This window comes from Marinobacter sp. H13 (assembly GCF_059072335.1).
This window is the reverse complement of record NZ_JCACRU010000001.1, coordinates 423,454-436,338: the sequence shown is the minus strand read 5'-3', so window position 1 is coordinate 436,338 and position 12,885 is coordinate 423,454. Positions and strand designations below refer to the sequence as shown.

Sequence of the window (12,885 nt, the reverse complement as noted above, 5' to 3'; positions counted from 1 at the left end):
ATGAGCAACCTGATTAAAGAGAAAGTTACCAGCGTCCATCACTGGAACGATACCCTGTTCAGCTTTACCACAAGCCGTGATCCGGGCTTCCGTTTCAAGAACGGGCACTTTGTCATGATCGGCCTGGAGACCGAGGGTAAGCCTTTGATGCGCGCTTACAGTATCGCCAGTGCCAATTACGAGGAAGAGCTTGAGTTCTTCTCGATCAAGGTCCAGGACGGCCCACTGACCTCCCGCCTTCAGAAAATCCAGGTAGGTGACGAAATTCTGGTGAGCCGTAAGCCGACAGGGACGCTGATTCTGGACAACCTTCTGCCCGGAAAGAATCTGTGGCTGATCAGTACCGGCACCGGTTTGGCGCCTTTCATGAGCATCATCAAGGACCCGGAAGTCTACGAGGCGTTCGATAAGGTTATTCTGACCCATGGCGTGCGTTACGTCTCCGAGCTGGCTTATCAGAAGGAGATCGAGGATCTGCCGGAGAACGAATACTTCGGCGAAATGGTCCAGGGCAAGTTGGTTTACTATCCGACCGTAACGCGGGAAGACTTCCGCAACCAGGGGAGGCTGACCGATGCCATGGAAACCGGCAAAATCACCCGTGATCTCGACCTGCCGGATTTTGACCCGGAGAATGACCGGTTCATGATCTGCGGCAGCCCAAGCATGCTCAAGGACACCTGCGCCATCCTGAACAACATGGGCTTCAAGGAAGCCCGGGGCGGCGATATGGGTCATTACGTGATTGAGCGGGCGTTCGTGGAGCAGTGAGCTCGCGGGCTGAATCCGCCTCGAAAAAAGCCGGAGCGTGATGCTCCGGCTTTTTTGTGTTTGTATCTGACAGAATGGGTCGTATAAACGGCAAAGGGCTTTGGAGGCGGAGCAATGGCAGGACGGCAGTTAACGAAGAAAAACGTCATCAGCTTTTTAGTGGCACTGGCGGTCGGGGTAATTCTTGGCACCGTGGTTCAGACCCAGCTAAACCTGTGGGCCCTTCAGACTATGGGGGTGGCGGTTGGGCTTGAAGCTCGCATTTCTGCCACCGGGCATGATCTGGTCTCTTTTGCGCCGCTCTACCTGCTCCTCTTTGGACTCGGTTTCCTTTTTTCCCAGGGCGCTGCGGCGGTCGTTTCCCGTTTCGTGGGGCGCGGACTTCGGGTGCCACTGTTCGCCCTGGCCGGGGCATCCGGGCTGTGGGTTGCACTAGTGTTGGTTAATGCCCTGGCTCCCATGCCAACCCTGATTGCGGCGACCCGAACCGGGGGAGGTCTGCTTGCCATGCTGTTAACCGCCGCATTTGCCGGAGCCCTGTTCGCCAGACATACTGCCAGGCCTGCCACTGGGGTCAGTAGCCACGCCTCAGGAACCCTGCTGGCCTTTTGCCTGGCGGTTGGCCTCGGGGCGCTGCCAGGTCCGACACAGGCCCAGTCCTTGAGCGACTACACCGTCGAGACGTTGACTTCCGGGCTGGAGCATCCCTGGTCCCTGGCGTTTCTTCCCGGTGGTGGCGCCCTTGTGACGGAGCGGGCAGGGCGGTTGCGGATGATTTCAGAGGAGTGGGAGCTCGGCCAGGCGCCGATTACCGGAGTTCCGCCGGTTTTCAATGATGCTCAGGCAGGTCTGTTCGATGTGCTGTTGTCGCCGGACTTTGAGAATAACCAACTGGTCTTTCTCGCCTACGCTTGCGGGACGGCCTCTGCGAATCACCTGTGCGTGGCCCGTGGTCAGTTGCAGGCGGAGGCCTTGACGGAGGTTGTCGAGATATTCCGTGCCAAGCCGGCCAAGGAAGGCAGCGCCCACTACGGTGGCCGACTGGCCTGGCTTCCGGACGGTACGCTGATCGTGACGCTGGGAGACGGATTTGACTATCGGGAGCAGGCGCAGAACCTGTCCAGTCATCTGGGCAAGATCGTGAGGCTGAACCCGGATGGCAGTGTTCCCGCCGACAACCCCTTCATTGGCAGGGAAGGCGCTCTGCCGGAAATATACAGTTACGGGCACCGGAACGTTCAGGGGCTGGTGTTTGATTCCGTCGAAAACGTCTTGATTGCCCATGAACACGGCCCCCGCGGCGGTGATGAGATCAATATTATCGAGCCGGGACACAACTATGGCTGGCCCGTAATCACGCACGGCATCGATTACACCGGCGCCATGATCACGCCCTTTGTTGAGCGGGAAGGTATGGAGCAACCGTTGTTGCACTGGACCCCTTCAATTGCCCCTTCAGGCATGACCCGCTATCGGGGTGAGCTGTTTCCGGACTGGCAGGGAAACCTCCTGGTCGGCGCCCTTGCCGATAAAAGCGTTCACCGCGTCACACTGGAAGCTGGCGATGCAAGCGACGTAGAGAGTCTGTTCGAAGCAATGGGCGAACGGATCCGGGACGTGGCTACCGGGCCTGATGGGGCGGTGTATCTGCTCACTGACAGTGCGGATGGACGGATTCTGCGTATCCTGCCTTAGTCTCGGCTCTGGGGTCTTTGGGCCCGGCCAGTGTATAGTAGGCGGTTTTCATAAAGAGGGAAGCCGCTATGTTTCATCTGGAACTGGAACCACGTTTCAGCGATACCGATGCCCTCGGGCATATCAGCAATACCACTCTGCCGGTCTGGTTCGAGCAGGCCAGGACGCCGGTTTTCCGTATTTTTCACCCGACCCTTGAAGCCGAGACCTGGCCGCTGATCATTGCACGACTTGAGATTGATCTGATGGCACAGAGCTACTGGCATATTCCGGTCAAGATCAAAACAGGCATCGGTAAGATCGGCAATTCCTCGTTTCATGTGATTCAGGAAGCCTGGCAGGGCGACAAGCAGATTGCCCGGGGTGTCGCCGTGTTAATCCACTTTGATTACGAAACCGAGAAGGCACTGCCGATTCCGGATGACATAAAAGCCAGGCTGGCAGAACATGCGGTAGCGTGATCGCGCACAATTCTGACTTTCCCGGAGGCGCTGGTGTTTGGTAAATACCTTGTATTGCTCTCTCTGATGAGTGTTTTGGTGGTCACTGGTTGTGATTCCACTAATGAGGATAACGCGCCCGAATCCGATGGCCAACAGCTTACTTCACTGACTGGCCCGGATGTCGATGTCTCCCTGGCACTGACCTCCGCTCAGCTGGACTGGGTAGGCCAACAGATTTTCCGGAACGAGTGCGCAGGGCGTTTTCAGTGTCTGGTCCACTGGAACGACGGCGAGGCGTTTCCGTCATTGGGTATTGGTCACTTCATCTGGTATCCGGAGGGCGTTGAAGGGCGATTCGTGGAAAGTTTTCCGGCCCTTATGGAATACATGGAACAGCGTCAGGTCGATATTCCCGAATGGTTGCGAGCGCTCGAGCCTTTTGACGCTCCCTGGCGCGAAAAAGCAGACTTTCTGGCTGTAGACGATTCGCTACGAGTAGCAGAGCTGCGAGAGTTTCTGGCGGGTACCCAGGGGATCCAGGCTGAATTCATATTCCGTCGCGCCAGGCAATCGCTTGCAAAGGTTATTGAGGCAGCCCCGGATAACCAAAAGCCAGAGATCGCTGCCCGGCTGGAGTCTCTGAGCCAGACGCCCGGTGGCGTTTACGCCATCATCGACTATGTGAATTTCAAGGGCGAGGGGCCTTCGCCTACGGAGCGCTACGAGGGCCAGGGCTGGGGGCTGCTTCAGGTGCTTTTGGAAATGTCTGAATCACCAGATCAGAGCGCCCTTGTTAAATTCAGGGAAGCAGCTGACACCGTTCTGACGCGACGGGCAGCAAACGCGGAGAATCCCATCGAGCGGGAGCGCTGGCTGCCGGGGTGGCGGAAGCGCCTCGAGACCTACGCAGAGCCCCCAGTCTTCAAAATTTCGAAATAATTTTGCATAAAAACTAGTTCATTTCCCGAACCTTGTTCTACTTTTAATAGGCGCGGCCCTTGGTCTGCCTTTTTTTGGCGCATGGGGTTGGAGCGAAAGCGCCGAACTGGTGCATGAAATGGTATTACTTCGTTCCAGATTCGCCTGAAACGCACCGGTGATTGATAAAAATAATATAAATCATCGGCTTACGCCGAGTGGCTTGCAAATTGCTGATTACACTCGTCGCGATAAAACCAACTGATGTTCGGAGAAAAGACAATGAGAAAGACGAAATCGATTGCCCTGGGGATTGCTCTGGCCGTAGGTACGTTCTCGGCCACTGGTGCCATGGCAGCTACAACTCTGGAGAACGTCAAGGAGAAAGGTCACCTCCAGTGAGGCGTGACCAGCGGTTTGCCTGGCTTCTCGCAGCCTGATGAAAAAGGTAACTGGACCGGTATCGACGTGGATACCTGCCGCGCGGTTGCTGCAGCCATCTTCGGTGACGCAAACGCGGTTGAGTTTACTCCACTGACTGCAAAGGAGCGTTTCACCGCCCTGCAGTCGGGTGAAATCGACATGCTCTCCCGTAACACCACCTGGACACTGACCCGCGATGCGTCCCTGGGCCTGAACTTTGCCGGCGTGAATTATTACGATGGTCAGGGCTTTTTGATCAACAAGGGTATCGGTGTGGACGATGCCACCCAGCTGGACGGTGCCACCATCTGTATCCAGGCCGGTACTACCACCGAGCTGAACCTGTCGGATTACTTCCGCGCCAAGGGCATGGAATTCAAGCCGATCGTGTTCGACACCTCCGAGCAAACCGTTCAGGGCTTTGCGGCGGGTCGTTGCGACGTTCTGACCTCCGACCGTTCGCAGCTGGCGGCGCTCCGCTCGAAGCTGTCCGATCCGAGTTCAGCCAAGATCCTGCCGAACACCATTTCCAAGGAGCCCCTGGGCCCGGTTGTTCGCCAGGGTGACGATCAGTGGTTCAACATCGTCAAGTGGGTGCTCTCCGTGCAGATCAACGCCGAAGAGTTGGGCGTGACCAGCGCCAATGCCGACGACATGCTGAAGTCCGACAACCCGAATATCCAGCGCCTGCTGGGTACCGATGGCGACATGGGTGCCAAGCTTGGACTGCCGGATGACTTCGGTTATCAGGCCGTGAAACTGGTTGGCAACTACGGTGAAATGTATGACCGCAACGTAGGACCGGATACCCCGCTGGGACTGGATCGCGGAATCAACGCGCTCTGGACTGAAGGCGGTATCATGTATGCGCCGCCGGTCCGTTAAGACCTGAAGGCATACGGCGAAGTCTCCTGTGGGAGGCTTCGCCGTTATCTCTGATGCTGTAAACCACAGGGAAGCTCTTCAGGACAATCCATGAAAAAACAAACAATCGATACCCGACCTGCAGGGCCCAAGCCCTGGTACGACCCCCGGGTCCGCTCACTCTTCTTTCAGGCGATAGCCATTGCCCTCGTGTTCTGGGGCGGATGGATTCTCGTCGATAACACGCTTTCCAACATGGAAAGCCGTGGCATCAGCACCGGTTTCGGTTTTCTCGGTGAAACCGCCGGATTCGGCATCATCATGAACCTGGTGCCTTATGATGCAACCATGTCTTATGGCCGAACCTTCTGGGTTGGTCTAACCAATACATTGCTTGTTTCCGCGATGGGTGTCGTTGCCGCCACCATTCTCGGTTTCATCATTGGTGTTGCGCGACTCTCGAGTAACTGGCTTGTGGCCAAAATGGCGCTGGTTTACATCGAAGTGATCCGCAACATACCGCTGCTTCTGCAGATTTTCTTCTGGTACTTTGCCGTACTCAGCAATCTTCCGTCACCACGCCAGAGTGTTGATGTCGGTGGAGCGCTGTTCCTGAACAACCGGGGCCTTTACCTGCCAGATCCAGTGACCCAGGAGGGTTTCGGAATTGTCTGGGGCGGTATTCTGCTTGCCATCGCTGCCGTCGTCGGGATTCGGATATGGGCGAAAAAACGCCAGTTGGCGACCGGACAGATCTTCCCGACCTTCAAGGTCGGCGTGGCAATTCTGGTGCTGGTACCGATAATCTCTTATCTCGTGGCCGGTCGGCCTCTTGAGTGGGATTTGCCAGCGCTCAGGGGCTTCAACTTTGGCGGGGGAATTACCATCATTCCGGAGTTGGCGGCTCTGTGGATTGCACTGTCGCTGTACACCGCCAGCTTCATCGCTGAAATCGTCCGCTCCGGTATTCTGTCGGTCAGCAAGGGACAAACCGAGGCCTCCAAGGCTTTGGGGCTGCCCAATGGTCTTACCCTCAGGTTGGTGGTGATACCGCAGGCCATGCGGGTCATCATTCCGCCGCTCACCAGTCAGTATCTGAATCTGGTGAAAAACTCCTCCCTGGCAACGGCCATCGGTTACCCGGATCTCGTGGCGGTCTTCATGGGCACTACGCTGAATCAGACGGGGCAGGCCGTCGAGGTTGTCGCCATTACCATGGCGGTGTATCTGACCATCAGTCTGCTGATCTCGCTGTTCATGAATATCTACAACCGGGCTGTGGCCATTAAGGAGCGATGATGACCGAGTCAACCATGAAAGCACCCAAGAAGGCGCTCCGTCCGGTCAAGTGGATGCGGGAGAACCTGTTCTCCGGCTGGTTCAACACGGTATTGACGCTGGGTGTGGCCTATCTGCTGGTGACCAGTGTAGGGCCTTTGCTCAACTGGTTTTTCCTCGACGCCAACTTTGTTGGCAGTGATCCGAGCGCCTGTACGGGAGCGGGTGCCTGCTGGCTGTTTATCAGCCAGCGTCTGAATTTCTTTATCTACGGATTCTACCCGGATGAACTGCAGTGGCGGGTCGACGTGATGTTCCTGCTGCTGGCGGTTTCCTTTGTACCCCAGTTCATCGAGCGGTTCCCCGGCCGCAAGTGGCTCGGGCTGTTCGGTATCTTTGGTTTGCCCATTGTTGGCTACTTCCTGATTCCCGGAGGCAGTTTCGGCCTGGAAGAAGTGCAGAGCTCGAAATGGGGCGGCCTGATGCTGACCCTGATCCTGGCTTACATCGGGATTATTGCGTCCTTGCCCATTGGCATATTGCTGGCGCTGGGTCGTCGCTCCGAGATGCCGATCATCCGCGGGATCTGTGTGGTCTTTATCGAGGTATGGCGGGCGGTTCCGTTGATCACGGTTCTGTTCATGGCTTCGGTGATGCTGCCGCTGTTTCTCCCGGAAGGTGTGAACTTCGAGAAACTGGCCCGGGCGCTGATTGGTATAACCCTGTGGCAGTCCGCTTACATGGCGGAAGTGATTCGCGGTGGCCTGCAGGCCATTCCCCGGGGCCAGTATGAGGCTGCCGATGCTCTGGGGCTGGGATACTGGCGCAAAATGGGGCTGGTCATCCTGCCGCAGGCTCTGAAGATGGTTATTCCGGGTATCGTGAACACCTTCATTTCCCTGTTCAAGGACACCACGCTGGTGTTGATTATCGGCCTCTTCGATATCCTCGGCACAGTCCAGTCCACGGTTACCGATCCGGCCTGGCAGAATGTTGCCATTGAGGGCTATGTATTTGTGGCGTTCTGTTTCTGGGTCTTCTGCTTCGGCATCTCCAGATACAGCCAGAACCTTGAACGAAAACTAGACACTGGTCATAAGACCTGACGGGTAATCCTATGACAGAACAAACACAAACCTCAGAAATGCAGACCCCGCCGAAGGACCAGCCGGGAAAAAAACCGGGGATTATCCGGGTTGAGGGCATGCACAAGTGGTACGGGGACTTCCATGTTCTCAAAGATCTCAACCTGACCGTTGATCAGGGCGAGAGAATTGTCATCTGTGGGCCATCCGGCTCGGGAAAATCCACCTTCATCCGTTGCATCAACCGGCTGGAGGAGCATCAGCAGGGCAAAATCATTGTTGATGGTATCGAGCTGACCGATGATGTCCGCCACATTGATACGGTTCGGCGGGAAGTCGGCATGGTGTTTCAGCACTTCAACCTCTTCCCGCACCTGACCGTCCTGGAAAACTGCTGCCTGTCGCCGATCTGGGTGCGAAAAACGCCCCGAAAGGAAGCGGAGGCATCAGCGATGGAGTACCTTGAGCGGGTCAAGATCCCGGATCAGGCTAACAAATTCCCGGGGCAGCTTTCGGGCGGCCAGCAACAGCGTGTGGCGATTGCCAGGGCCCTGTGCATGAAGCCCAAGATCATGCTGTTCGACGAGCCAACCTCGGCCTTGGATCCGGAGATGATCAAGGAAGTGCTGGACGTAATGATTGAATTGGCGGGAAGCGGTATGACCATGCTCTGCGTAACCCATGAGATGGGTTTTGCCAAGACGGTGGCGGACCGTGTGATTTTCATGGACGGTGGCGAGATCGTGGAGCAGGCGCCTCCCCACGAGTTCTTTACCAACCCACAGGAAGCCAGAACTCAGAAGTTCCTCCAGCAGATACTCGCGCACTGAAACCAAGAATAAAAAAAGCCGGGCATTTGCCCGGCTTTTTTACAACGGCTCCTTGAATAGCTCGGGCTCCTTGCCTGGCTCTGCCTCAAGCCACCAAACGTTCTTGTCCCAGTCTCCCAGTACAATACGCTTTGCCGGCGACCCGTTGGCCGTCAGTTCATGAACCGCGGGGCGATGGGTGTGGCCATGGATCATTCGCTGGACACCGTGCGTTTCCAAGTCCTTGACCACTTCCTCGGGGGTTACGTCCATGATGAACTCCTCCTTGCCCTGATTTTTCGCCATGCTGATTTCCCGTAGCTGGCGGGCCATTTGCTGGCGGTCTTCCAGGGGGCGCTGGAGTATCATCTGCTGCCACTGCGGGTTACGCATGTTGGCCCGGAACTTCTGGTATTCCACATCGGCGGTGCACAGGCTGTCGCCATGCATCAGCAGGGTAGGGGTACCGTACAGATCAATCACCGTCGGATCGTCCAGCAGCGTTGCGCCGGCCCGGTCGCAGAAGTCCTGGCCGATCAGAAAGTCCCGGTTGCCGTGCATCAGGAAAATCCTGGTGCCGCTGTCCCGCAGTTTTCGAAGGGCAGTCGCAATCTGCTCCTGGAGCGGCGTGCGTTCGTCATCTCCTATCCACGCCTCAAAGAAATCACCGAGAATATACAGCTGATCAACACCACTGGCTTTCCCGTCGAGAAAGCCCAGAAATGCCTCAGTAATATCCGGGCGGGATTCCTCGAGGTGAAGATCTGAAATAAACAGCGTGGTCACGCGTCCTCCAGAACCTCGGCTTTTTCGATTACCACGTCATCGGCAGGCACATCCTGGTGGCCTGCACGCATGGTGGTGCGCACTGCTCGAATCGCGTTTACCGTGTCCATGCCGTCGGCCACTTTGCCGAACACGCAGTAGCCCCAGCCTTCCGCGTTTTTGGCGGTGTGGTCCAGGAAGCCGTTATTCTCAACGTTAATAAAGAACTGGGCTGTGGCAGAGTGCGGGTCCATGGTGCGTGCCATGGCAATGGTTCCCTGCATGTTGCTCAGTCCGTTATCGGCTTCGTTCTGAATCGAATCGCGGGTTTTACGTGGGGTCATGCCCGGCTCGAAGCCGCCGCCCTGAATCATGAAATTGCTGATCACACGGTGAAAAATCAGGCCATCGTAAAAACCGTCGCGAACGTACTGTTCAAAGTTTTTGGCGGTTTCCGGTGCCTTGTCGTAGTCCAGTTCCAGCTTGATGTCACCGTAGTTGGTTTTCAGCAGAATCATCAGGTTTTCCTGTTCAGAAAGGTTAGGTACGTTAACGGGCCCATTGTACTCAAGAGTTTCCCGCTATGCATGAGTCCGGCAAGGATTTGTGAGTATAATACGCGGTTTAAGATTCACTCCCCTTTTAACAGAGATTGTATGAGCGCCGAGTCGAAGAAAGCCCACAACTTTATCCAGAGCCTGATCGAAGACGCCATCGCCAGCGGAGAGCACACCGGCAAGGTGGTCACCCGATTCCCGCCGGAGCCCAATGGCTACCTGCATATTGGTCACGCCAAATCGATCTGCCTGAACTTTGGCATCGCCGAGACCTTTTCCGGCGACTGTAACCTTCGGTTTGACGACACCAACCCGGAAAAGGAAAACCAGGAATACATCGACGCCATCAAGCAGGATGTGGAATGGCTTGGTTACGAGTGGGCCGGGGACGTGCTTTATGCCTCGGATTACTTTGATGCGCTTTATGAATTTGCCGAGGAACTGATTACCCGGGACAAGGCCTACGTGTGCGCCCTGACGGCCGATGAAATGGCCGAGTACCGGGGCAGCCTGAAAGAGCCGGGCAGAAACAGCCCCTACCGGGATCGCCCCGTGGAGGAGAGCTTGCAACTGTTCCGCGATATGCGGGACGGCAAGTATCAGAACGGCGAACTGGTGCTGCGGGCCAAGATCGATATGTCTTCTCCGAACATCAACATGCGGGATCCGATTCTTTATCGCATCCGCTACGCCGAACATCACCAGACCGGGAACAAGTGGTGCATCTACCCGATGTATGACTTCACCCATCCCATTTCGGATGCCTTGGAGGGGATTACCCACTCCCTGTGCACGCTGGAATTCGAGGACCACCGGCCGCTGTATGACTGGGTTCTGGATAACATCTCCGGCCCCTGCCACCCGCGCCAGATCGAGTTTGCGCGGCTGAATCTGAACTACACCATCACCTCCAAGCGGAAGCTCAAGCGTCTGGTGGATGAGAATGTAGTTGATGGCTGGAACGATCCGCGTATGCCAACCATTTCCGGTATGCGCCGGCGTGGCTACACGCCGGAGTCCATCCGCACCTTCTGCGACATGATCGGGGTGAACAAGGCCGGCGGCACTGTGGATGTGGGCATGCTTGAGCACGCCATTCGCGAAGACCTCAACACCCGGGCCCCGAGAGCCATGTGTGTGATGCGCCCGTTGAAAGTCACGCTGACCAATTACCCGGCGGATCAAAGCGAAACGCTCACCTTGCCAGTGCACCCGCAAAATCCGGATATGGGCGAGCGGGAAGTGCCCTGGACCCAGACTCTGTATATCGACCGGGAAGATTTCGAAATGGAGCCGCCGCGTAAATGGAAGCGGCTGGCCCCGGACCAGGCAGTACGCCTCCGTGGCGGCTATGTGATGACCTGCCGGGAAGTGATTCGTGACGACAGTGGCCAGATTGTCGAGCTCAAGTGTGAGTACGATCCCAACACCCTGGGCGTCAATCCCGAGGGCTACAAACCGAACGGCGTGATTCACTGGGTTTCGGCGAGTGACAGTGTAGAGGCAGACATCAATCTGTATGACCGCCTGTTTAACCACGAGTCGCCGGACAGTGACAAGGAAGGCGATCTGATGGATCACCTGAATCCGGAATCGCTGGTGGTTCTCAAAGGCGCGCGCGTCGAAAAGAGTCTTGTCGCGCCCCGTATGGATCTTCCATACCAGTTCGAGCGGGAAGGCTACTTCTTCTGTGATCAGGCCCATACCGAGGCTGCCGGTCGGCCGGTATTCAACCGCACTGTTACGCTCAGGGATTCCTGGGGCAAGGGGGGCAAGTGATCCGCATCTACAATACTCTGACCCAACAGAAGGAAGAGTTTCGGCCAATTGAGCCTGGCAAGGTCCGGATGTACGTCTGCGGTATGACAGTCTATGACTACTGCCACCTGGGGCATGCCCGGGTGCTGGTAGCCTTTGATGTGATTACCCGTTACCTGCGTCATCGCGGTTACGACGTGAACTATGTTCGCAATATCACCGATATTGACGACAAGATCCTGCGCCGTGCGGATGAAAACGGTGAGCCCTATGACGAACTCACGGACCGGATGATCAAAGCCATGCACGAAGACGAAGCCCGTCTCGGCGTGCTGTCACCGGATGAAGAGCCCCGAGCTACCGCGTATATCGACGAAATTATCGCGATGATCCACAAACTGATTGCCGGCGGCCACGCCTACGCAGCGGACAATGGTGACGTCTACTTTTCGGTCGATTCCTTCGATGACTACGGCAAGCTCAGCAAGAAAAAGCTGGAGGATCTTCTGGCGGGCGCGCGGGTGGATGTTCAGGAAGCCAAGCGAAGCCCTGCAGATTTCGCGTTGTGGAAAGCGGCAAAGGCAGGGGAGGTCAGTTGGCCGTCGCCCTGGGGCGATGGTCGTCCTGGCTGGCACATCGAGTGCTCTGCGATGTCCACCTGCTGTCTCGGCGACACATTCGATATTCACGGCGGTGGCCCGGATCTGTTGTTCCCGCACCATGAGAACGAGATTGCCCAGTCAGAATGTGCCACTGGCCACACTTTTGTGAACACCTGGATGCACGCGGGTGCCATCCGGGTGAACAAAGAAAAGATGTCCAAGTCCCTGGGTAACTTCTTCACCATCCGCGAGATCATGGAGAAGTACCCGGCAGAAGTGGTCCGTTACTTCCTGGTTTCCAGCCACTATCGTAGCCAGGTGGATTACTCTGAGGAAAATCTGGCTGAGGCCGGCCGAACTCTGACCCGTTTGTACCATGCGCTCAGAGGCATCGTGCCCGCCAAGGCCGCCGATGTGCCGGAATCCGAGCACGACGAGCGGTTTGCCGAGGCGATGGACGATGACTTCAACACCGCGGGTGCAATTGCCGTCCTGCACGCTGTTGCCAACGAAATCAATCAGCATCGTCGCGATGGTCGTGAAGACGATGCCAAGCAAAGTGCGGCGATTCTGGTAAGGCTTGGTGGTGTTCTGGGGCTGCTGCAGCAGGATCCCGAGGCGTTCTTCCAGGCAGACACGGGTGGTGAGCTTAGCGCCGAAGACATTGAAGCAATGATCCAGGCCAGGGCTGATGCCCGCAAGGCAAAGAATTTTGCCGAGGCCGACCGGATCCGCGACGAGCTCCTCGAGAAAGGTATTATTCTGGACGATTCCCGAGAGGGGACGACCTGGCGTAAAGCCTGAATTTCCGGGAGCTGCCGGTTGGTCAGACCAGTTTTGCGCCTGCAGGAATGATCTTGTAAGGATTTTCCCTTACAATGCGGCGCTCAAATTAGAATGCCCCCTCAAGATGAAGG

Annotated in this window: 11 protein-coding genes and 1 pseudogene; 10 read left to right on the top strand and 2 right to left on the bottom strand. The window is 56.6% G+C overall.

Annotated elements, in window-relative coordinates; genetic code table 11:
• The 8 genes and pseudogenes from AC5JQH_RS02045 to AC5JQH_RS02010 all read left to right on the top strand — a co-directional run bounded on the left by AC5JQH_RS02045 (nt 1) and on the right by AC5JQH_RS02010 (nt 8,307).
• Nucleotides 1–771 (top strand): ferredoxin--NADP reductase, encoded by a 771-nt coding sequence (locus tag AC5JQH_RS02045; protein WP_493805231.1) that lies wholly within the window; start codon nt 1–3, stop codon nt 769–771.
• Nucleotides 772–885: 114 nt separating this feature from the next.
• Nucleotides 886–2,466, top strand: coding sequence for a PQQ-dependent sugar dehydrogenase (locus tag AC5JQH_RS02040; protein ID WP_493805230.1), 1,581 nt, complete (start codon nt 886–888; stop codon nt 2,464–2,466).
• A 68-nt stretch (nt 2,467–2,534) separates the two neighbouring features.
• Complete coding sequence (locus AC5JQH_RS02035; protein ID WP_104270040.1) at nt 2,535–2,927, top strand: acyl-CoA thioesterase; 393 nt, start codon at nt 2,535–2,537, stop codon at nt 2,925–2,927.
• A gap of 33 nt (nt 2,928–2,960) precedes the next feature.
• The gene (locus AC5JQH_RS02030) at nt 2,961–3,848 is read left to right on the top strand and encodes a hypothetical protein (protein WP_493805229.1); all 888 of its coding nucleotides are present in this window, start codon (nt 2,961–2,963) and stop codon (nt 3,846–3,848) included.
• Between the two features lie 261 nt (nt 3,849–4,109).
• A pseudogene (locus AC5JQH_RS02025) lies at nt 4,110–5,135 on the top strand (amino acid ABC transporter substrate-binding protein).
• A gap of 90 nt (nt 5,136–5,225) precedes the next feature.
• Complete coding sequence (locus AC5JQH_RS02020; protein ID WP_008175007.1) at nt 5,226–6,413, top strand: amino acid ABC transporter permease; 1,188 nt, start codon at nt 5,226–5,228, stop codon at nt 6,411–6,413.
• Complete coding sequence (locus AC5JQH_RS02015) at nt 6,413–7,498, top strand: amino acid ABC transporter permease (RefSeq protein WP_053112375.1); 1,086 nt, start codon at nt 6,413–6,415, stop codon at nt 7,496–7,498. The genes AC5JQH_RS02020 and AC5JQH_RS02015 overlap by 1 nt, the downstream gene beginning before the upstream one ends.
• Nucleotides 7,499–7,536: 38 nt before the next feature.
• Nucleotides 7,537–8,307, top strand: a complete 771-nt coding sequence (locus AC5JQH_RS02010) for an amino acid ABC transporter ATP-binding protein (RefSeq protein WP_014577526.1) — start codon at nt 7,537–7,539, stop codon at nt 8,305–8,307.
• Between the two features lie 39 nt (nt 8,308–8,346).
• On the opposite strand, the gene AC5JQH_RS02005 is transcribed toward AC5JQH_RS02010, so the two are convergent.
• The gene (locus AC5JQH_RS02005; protein ID WP_092029890.1) at nt 8,347–9,072 is read right to left on the bottom strand and encodes a UDP-2,3-diacylglucosamine diphosphatase; all 726 of its coding nucleotides are present in this window, start codon (nt 9,070–9,072) and stop codon (nt 8,347–8,349) included.
• Nucleotides 9,069–9,569, bottom strand: coding sequence for a peptidylprolyl isomerase (locus tag AC5JQH_RS02000; protein ID WP_008175011.1), 501 nt, complete (start codon nt 9,567–9,569; stop codon nt 9,069–9,071). Before AC5JQH_RS02000 ends, AC5JQH_RS02005 begins: the two co-directional genes overlap by 4 nt.
• A gap of 138 nt (nt 9,570–9,707) precedes the next feature.
• Here AC5JQH_RS02000 and AC5JQH_RS01995 point away from each other — a divergent pair, with 138 nt between their 5' ends.
• Complete coding sequence (locus AC5JQH_RS01995; RefSeq protein WP_008175012.1) at nt 9,708–11,387, top strand: glutamine--tRNA ligase/YqeY domain fusion protein; 1,680 nt, start codon at nt 9,708–9,710, stop codon at nt 11,385–11,387.
• Entirely contained in the window at nt 11,384–12,772 is a 1,389-nt protein-coding gene (gene cysS / locus AC5JQH_RS01990; RefSeq protein ID WP_008175013.1) for a cysteine--tRNA ligase, read from the top strand. The genes AC5JQH_RS01995 and cysS overlap by 4 nt, the downstream gene beginning before the upstream one ends.
• Nucleotides 12,773–12,885: the final 113 nt, after the last annotated feature.

Bases quoted from the DNA above. Each gene is read 5' to 3' on its own strand.
- AC5JQH_RS02035 (WP_104270040.1), top strand. From the start codon at position 2,535: ATGTTTCATCTGGAACTGGAACCACGTTTCAGCGATACCGATGCCCTC.
- AC5JQH_RS02020 (WP_008175007.1), top strand. From the start codon at position 5,226: ATGAAAAAACAAACAATCGATACCCGACCTGCAGGGCCCAAGCCCTGG.
- AC5JQH_RS02000 (WP_008175011.1), bottom strand. From the start codon at position 9,569: ATGATTCTGCTGAAAACCAACTACGGTGACATCAAGCTGGAACTGGAC.
- AC5JQH_RS02040 (WP_493805230.1), top strand. From the start codon at position 886: ATGGCAGGACGGCAGTTAACGAAGAAAAACGTCATCAGCTTTTTAGTG.
- AC5JQH_RS02045 (WP_493805231.1), top strand. From the start codon at position 1: ATGAGCAACCTGATTAAAGAGAAAGTTACCAGCGTCCATCACTGGAAC.
- AC5JQH_RS01995 (WP_008175012.1), top strand. From the start codon at position 9,708: ATGAGCGCCGAGTCGAAGAAAGCCCACAACTTTATCCAGAGCCTGATC.
- AC5JQH_RS02010 (WP_014577526.1), top strand. From the start codon at position 7,537: ATGCAGACCCCGCCGAAGGACCAGCCGGGAAAAAAACCGGGGATTATC.
- AC5JQH_RS02015 (WP_053112375.1), top strand. From the start codon at position 6,413: ATGACCGAGTCAACCATGAAAGCACCCAAGAAGGCGCTCCGTCCGGTC.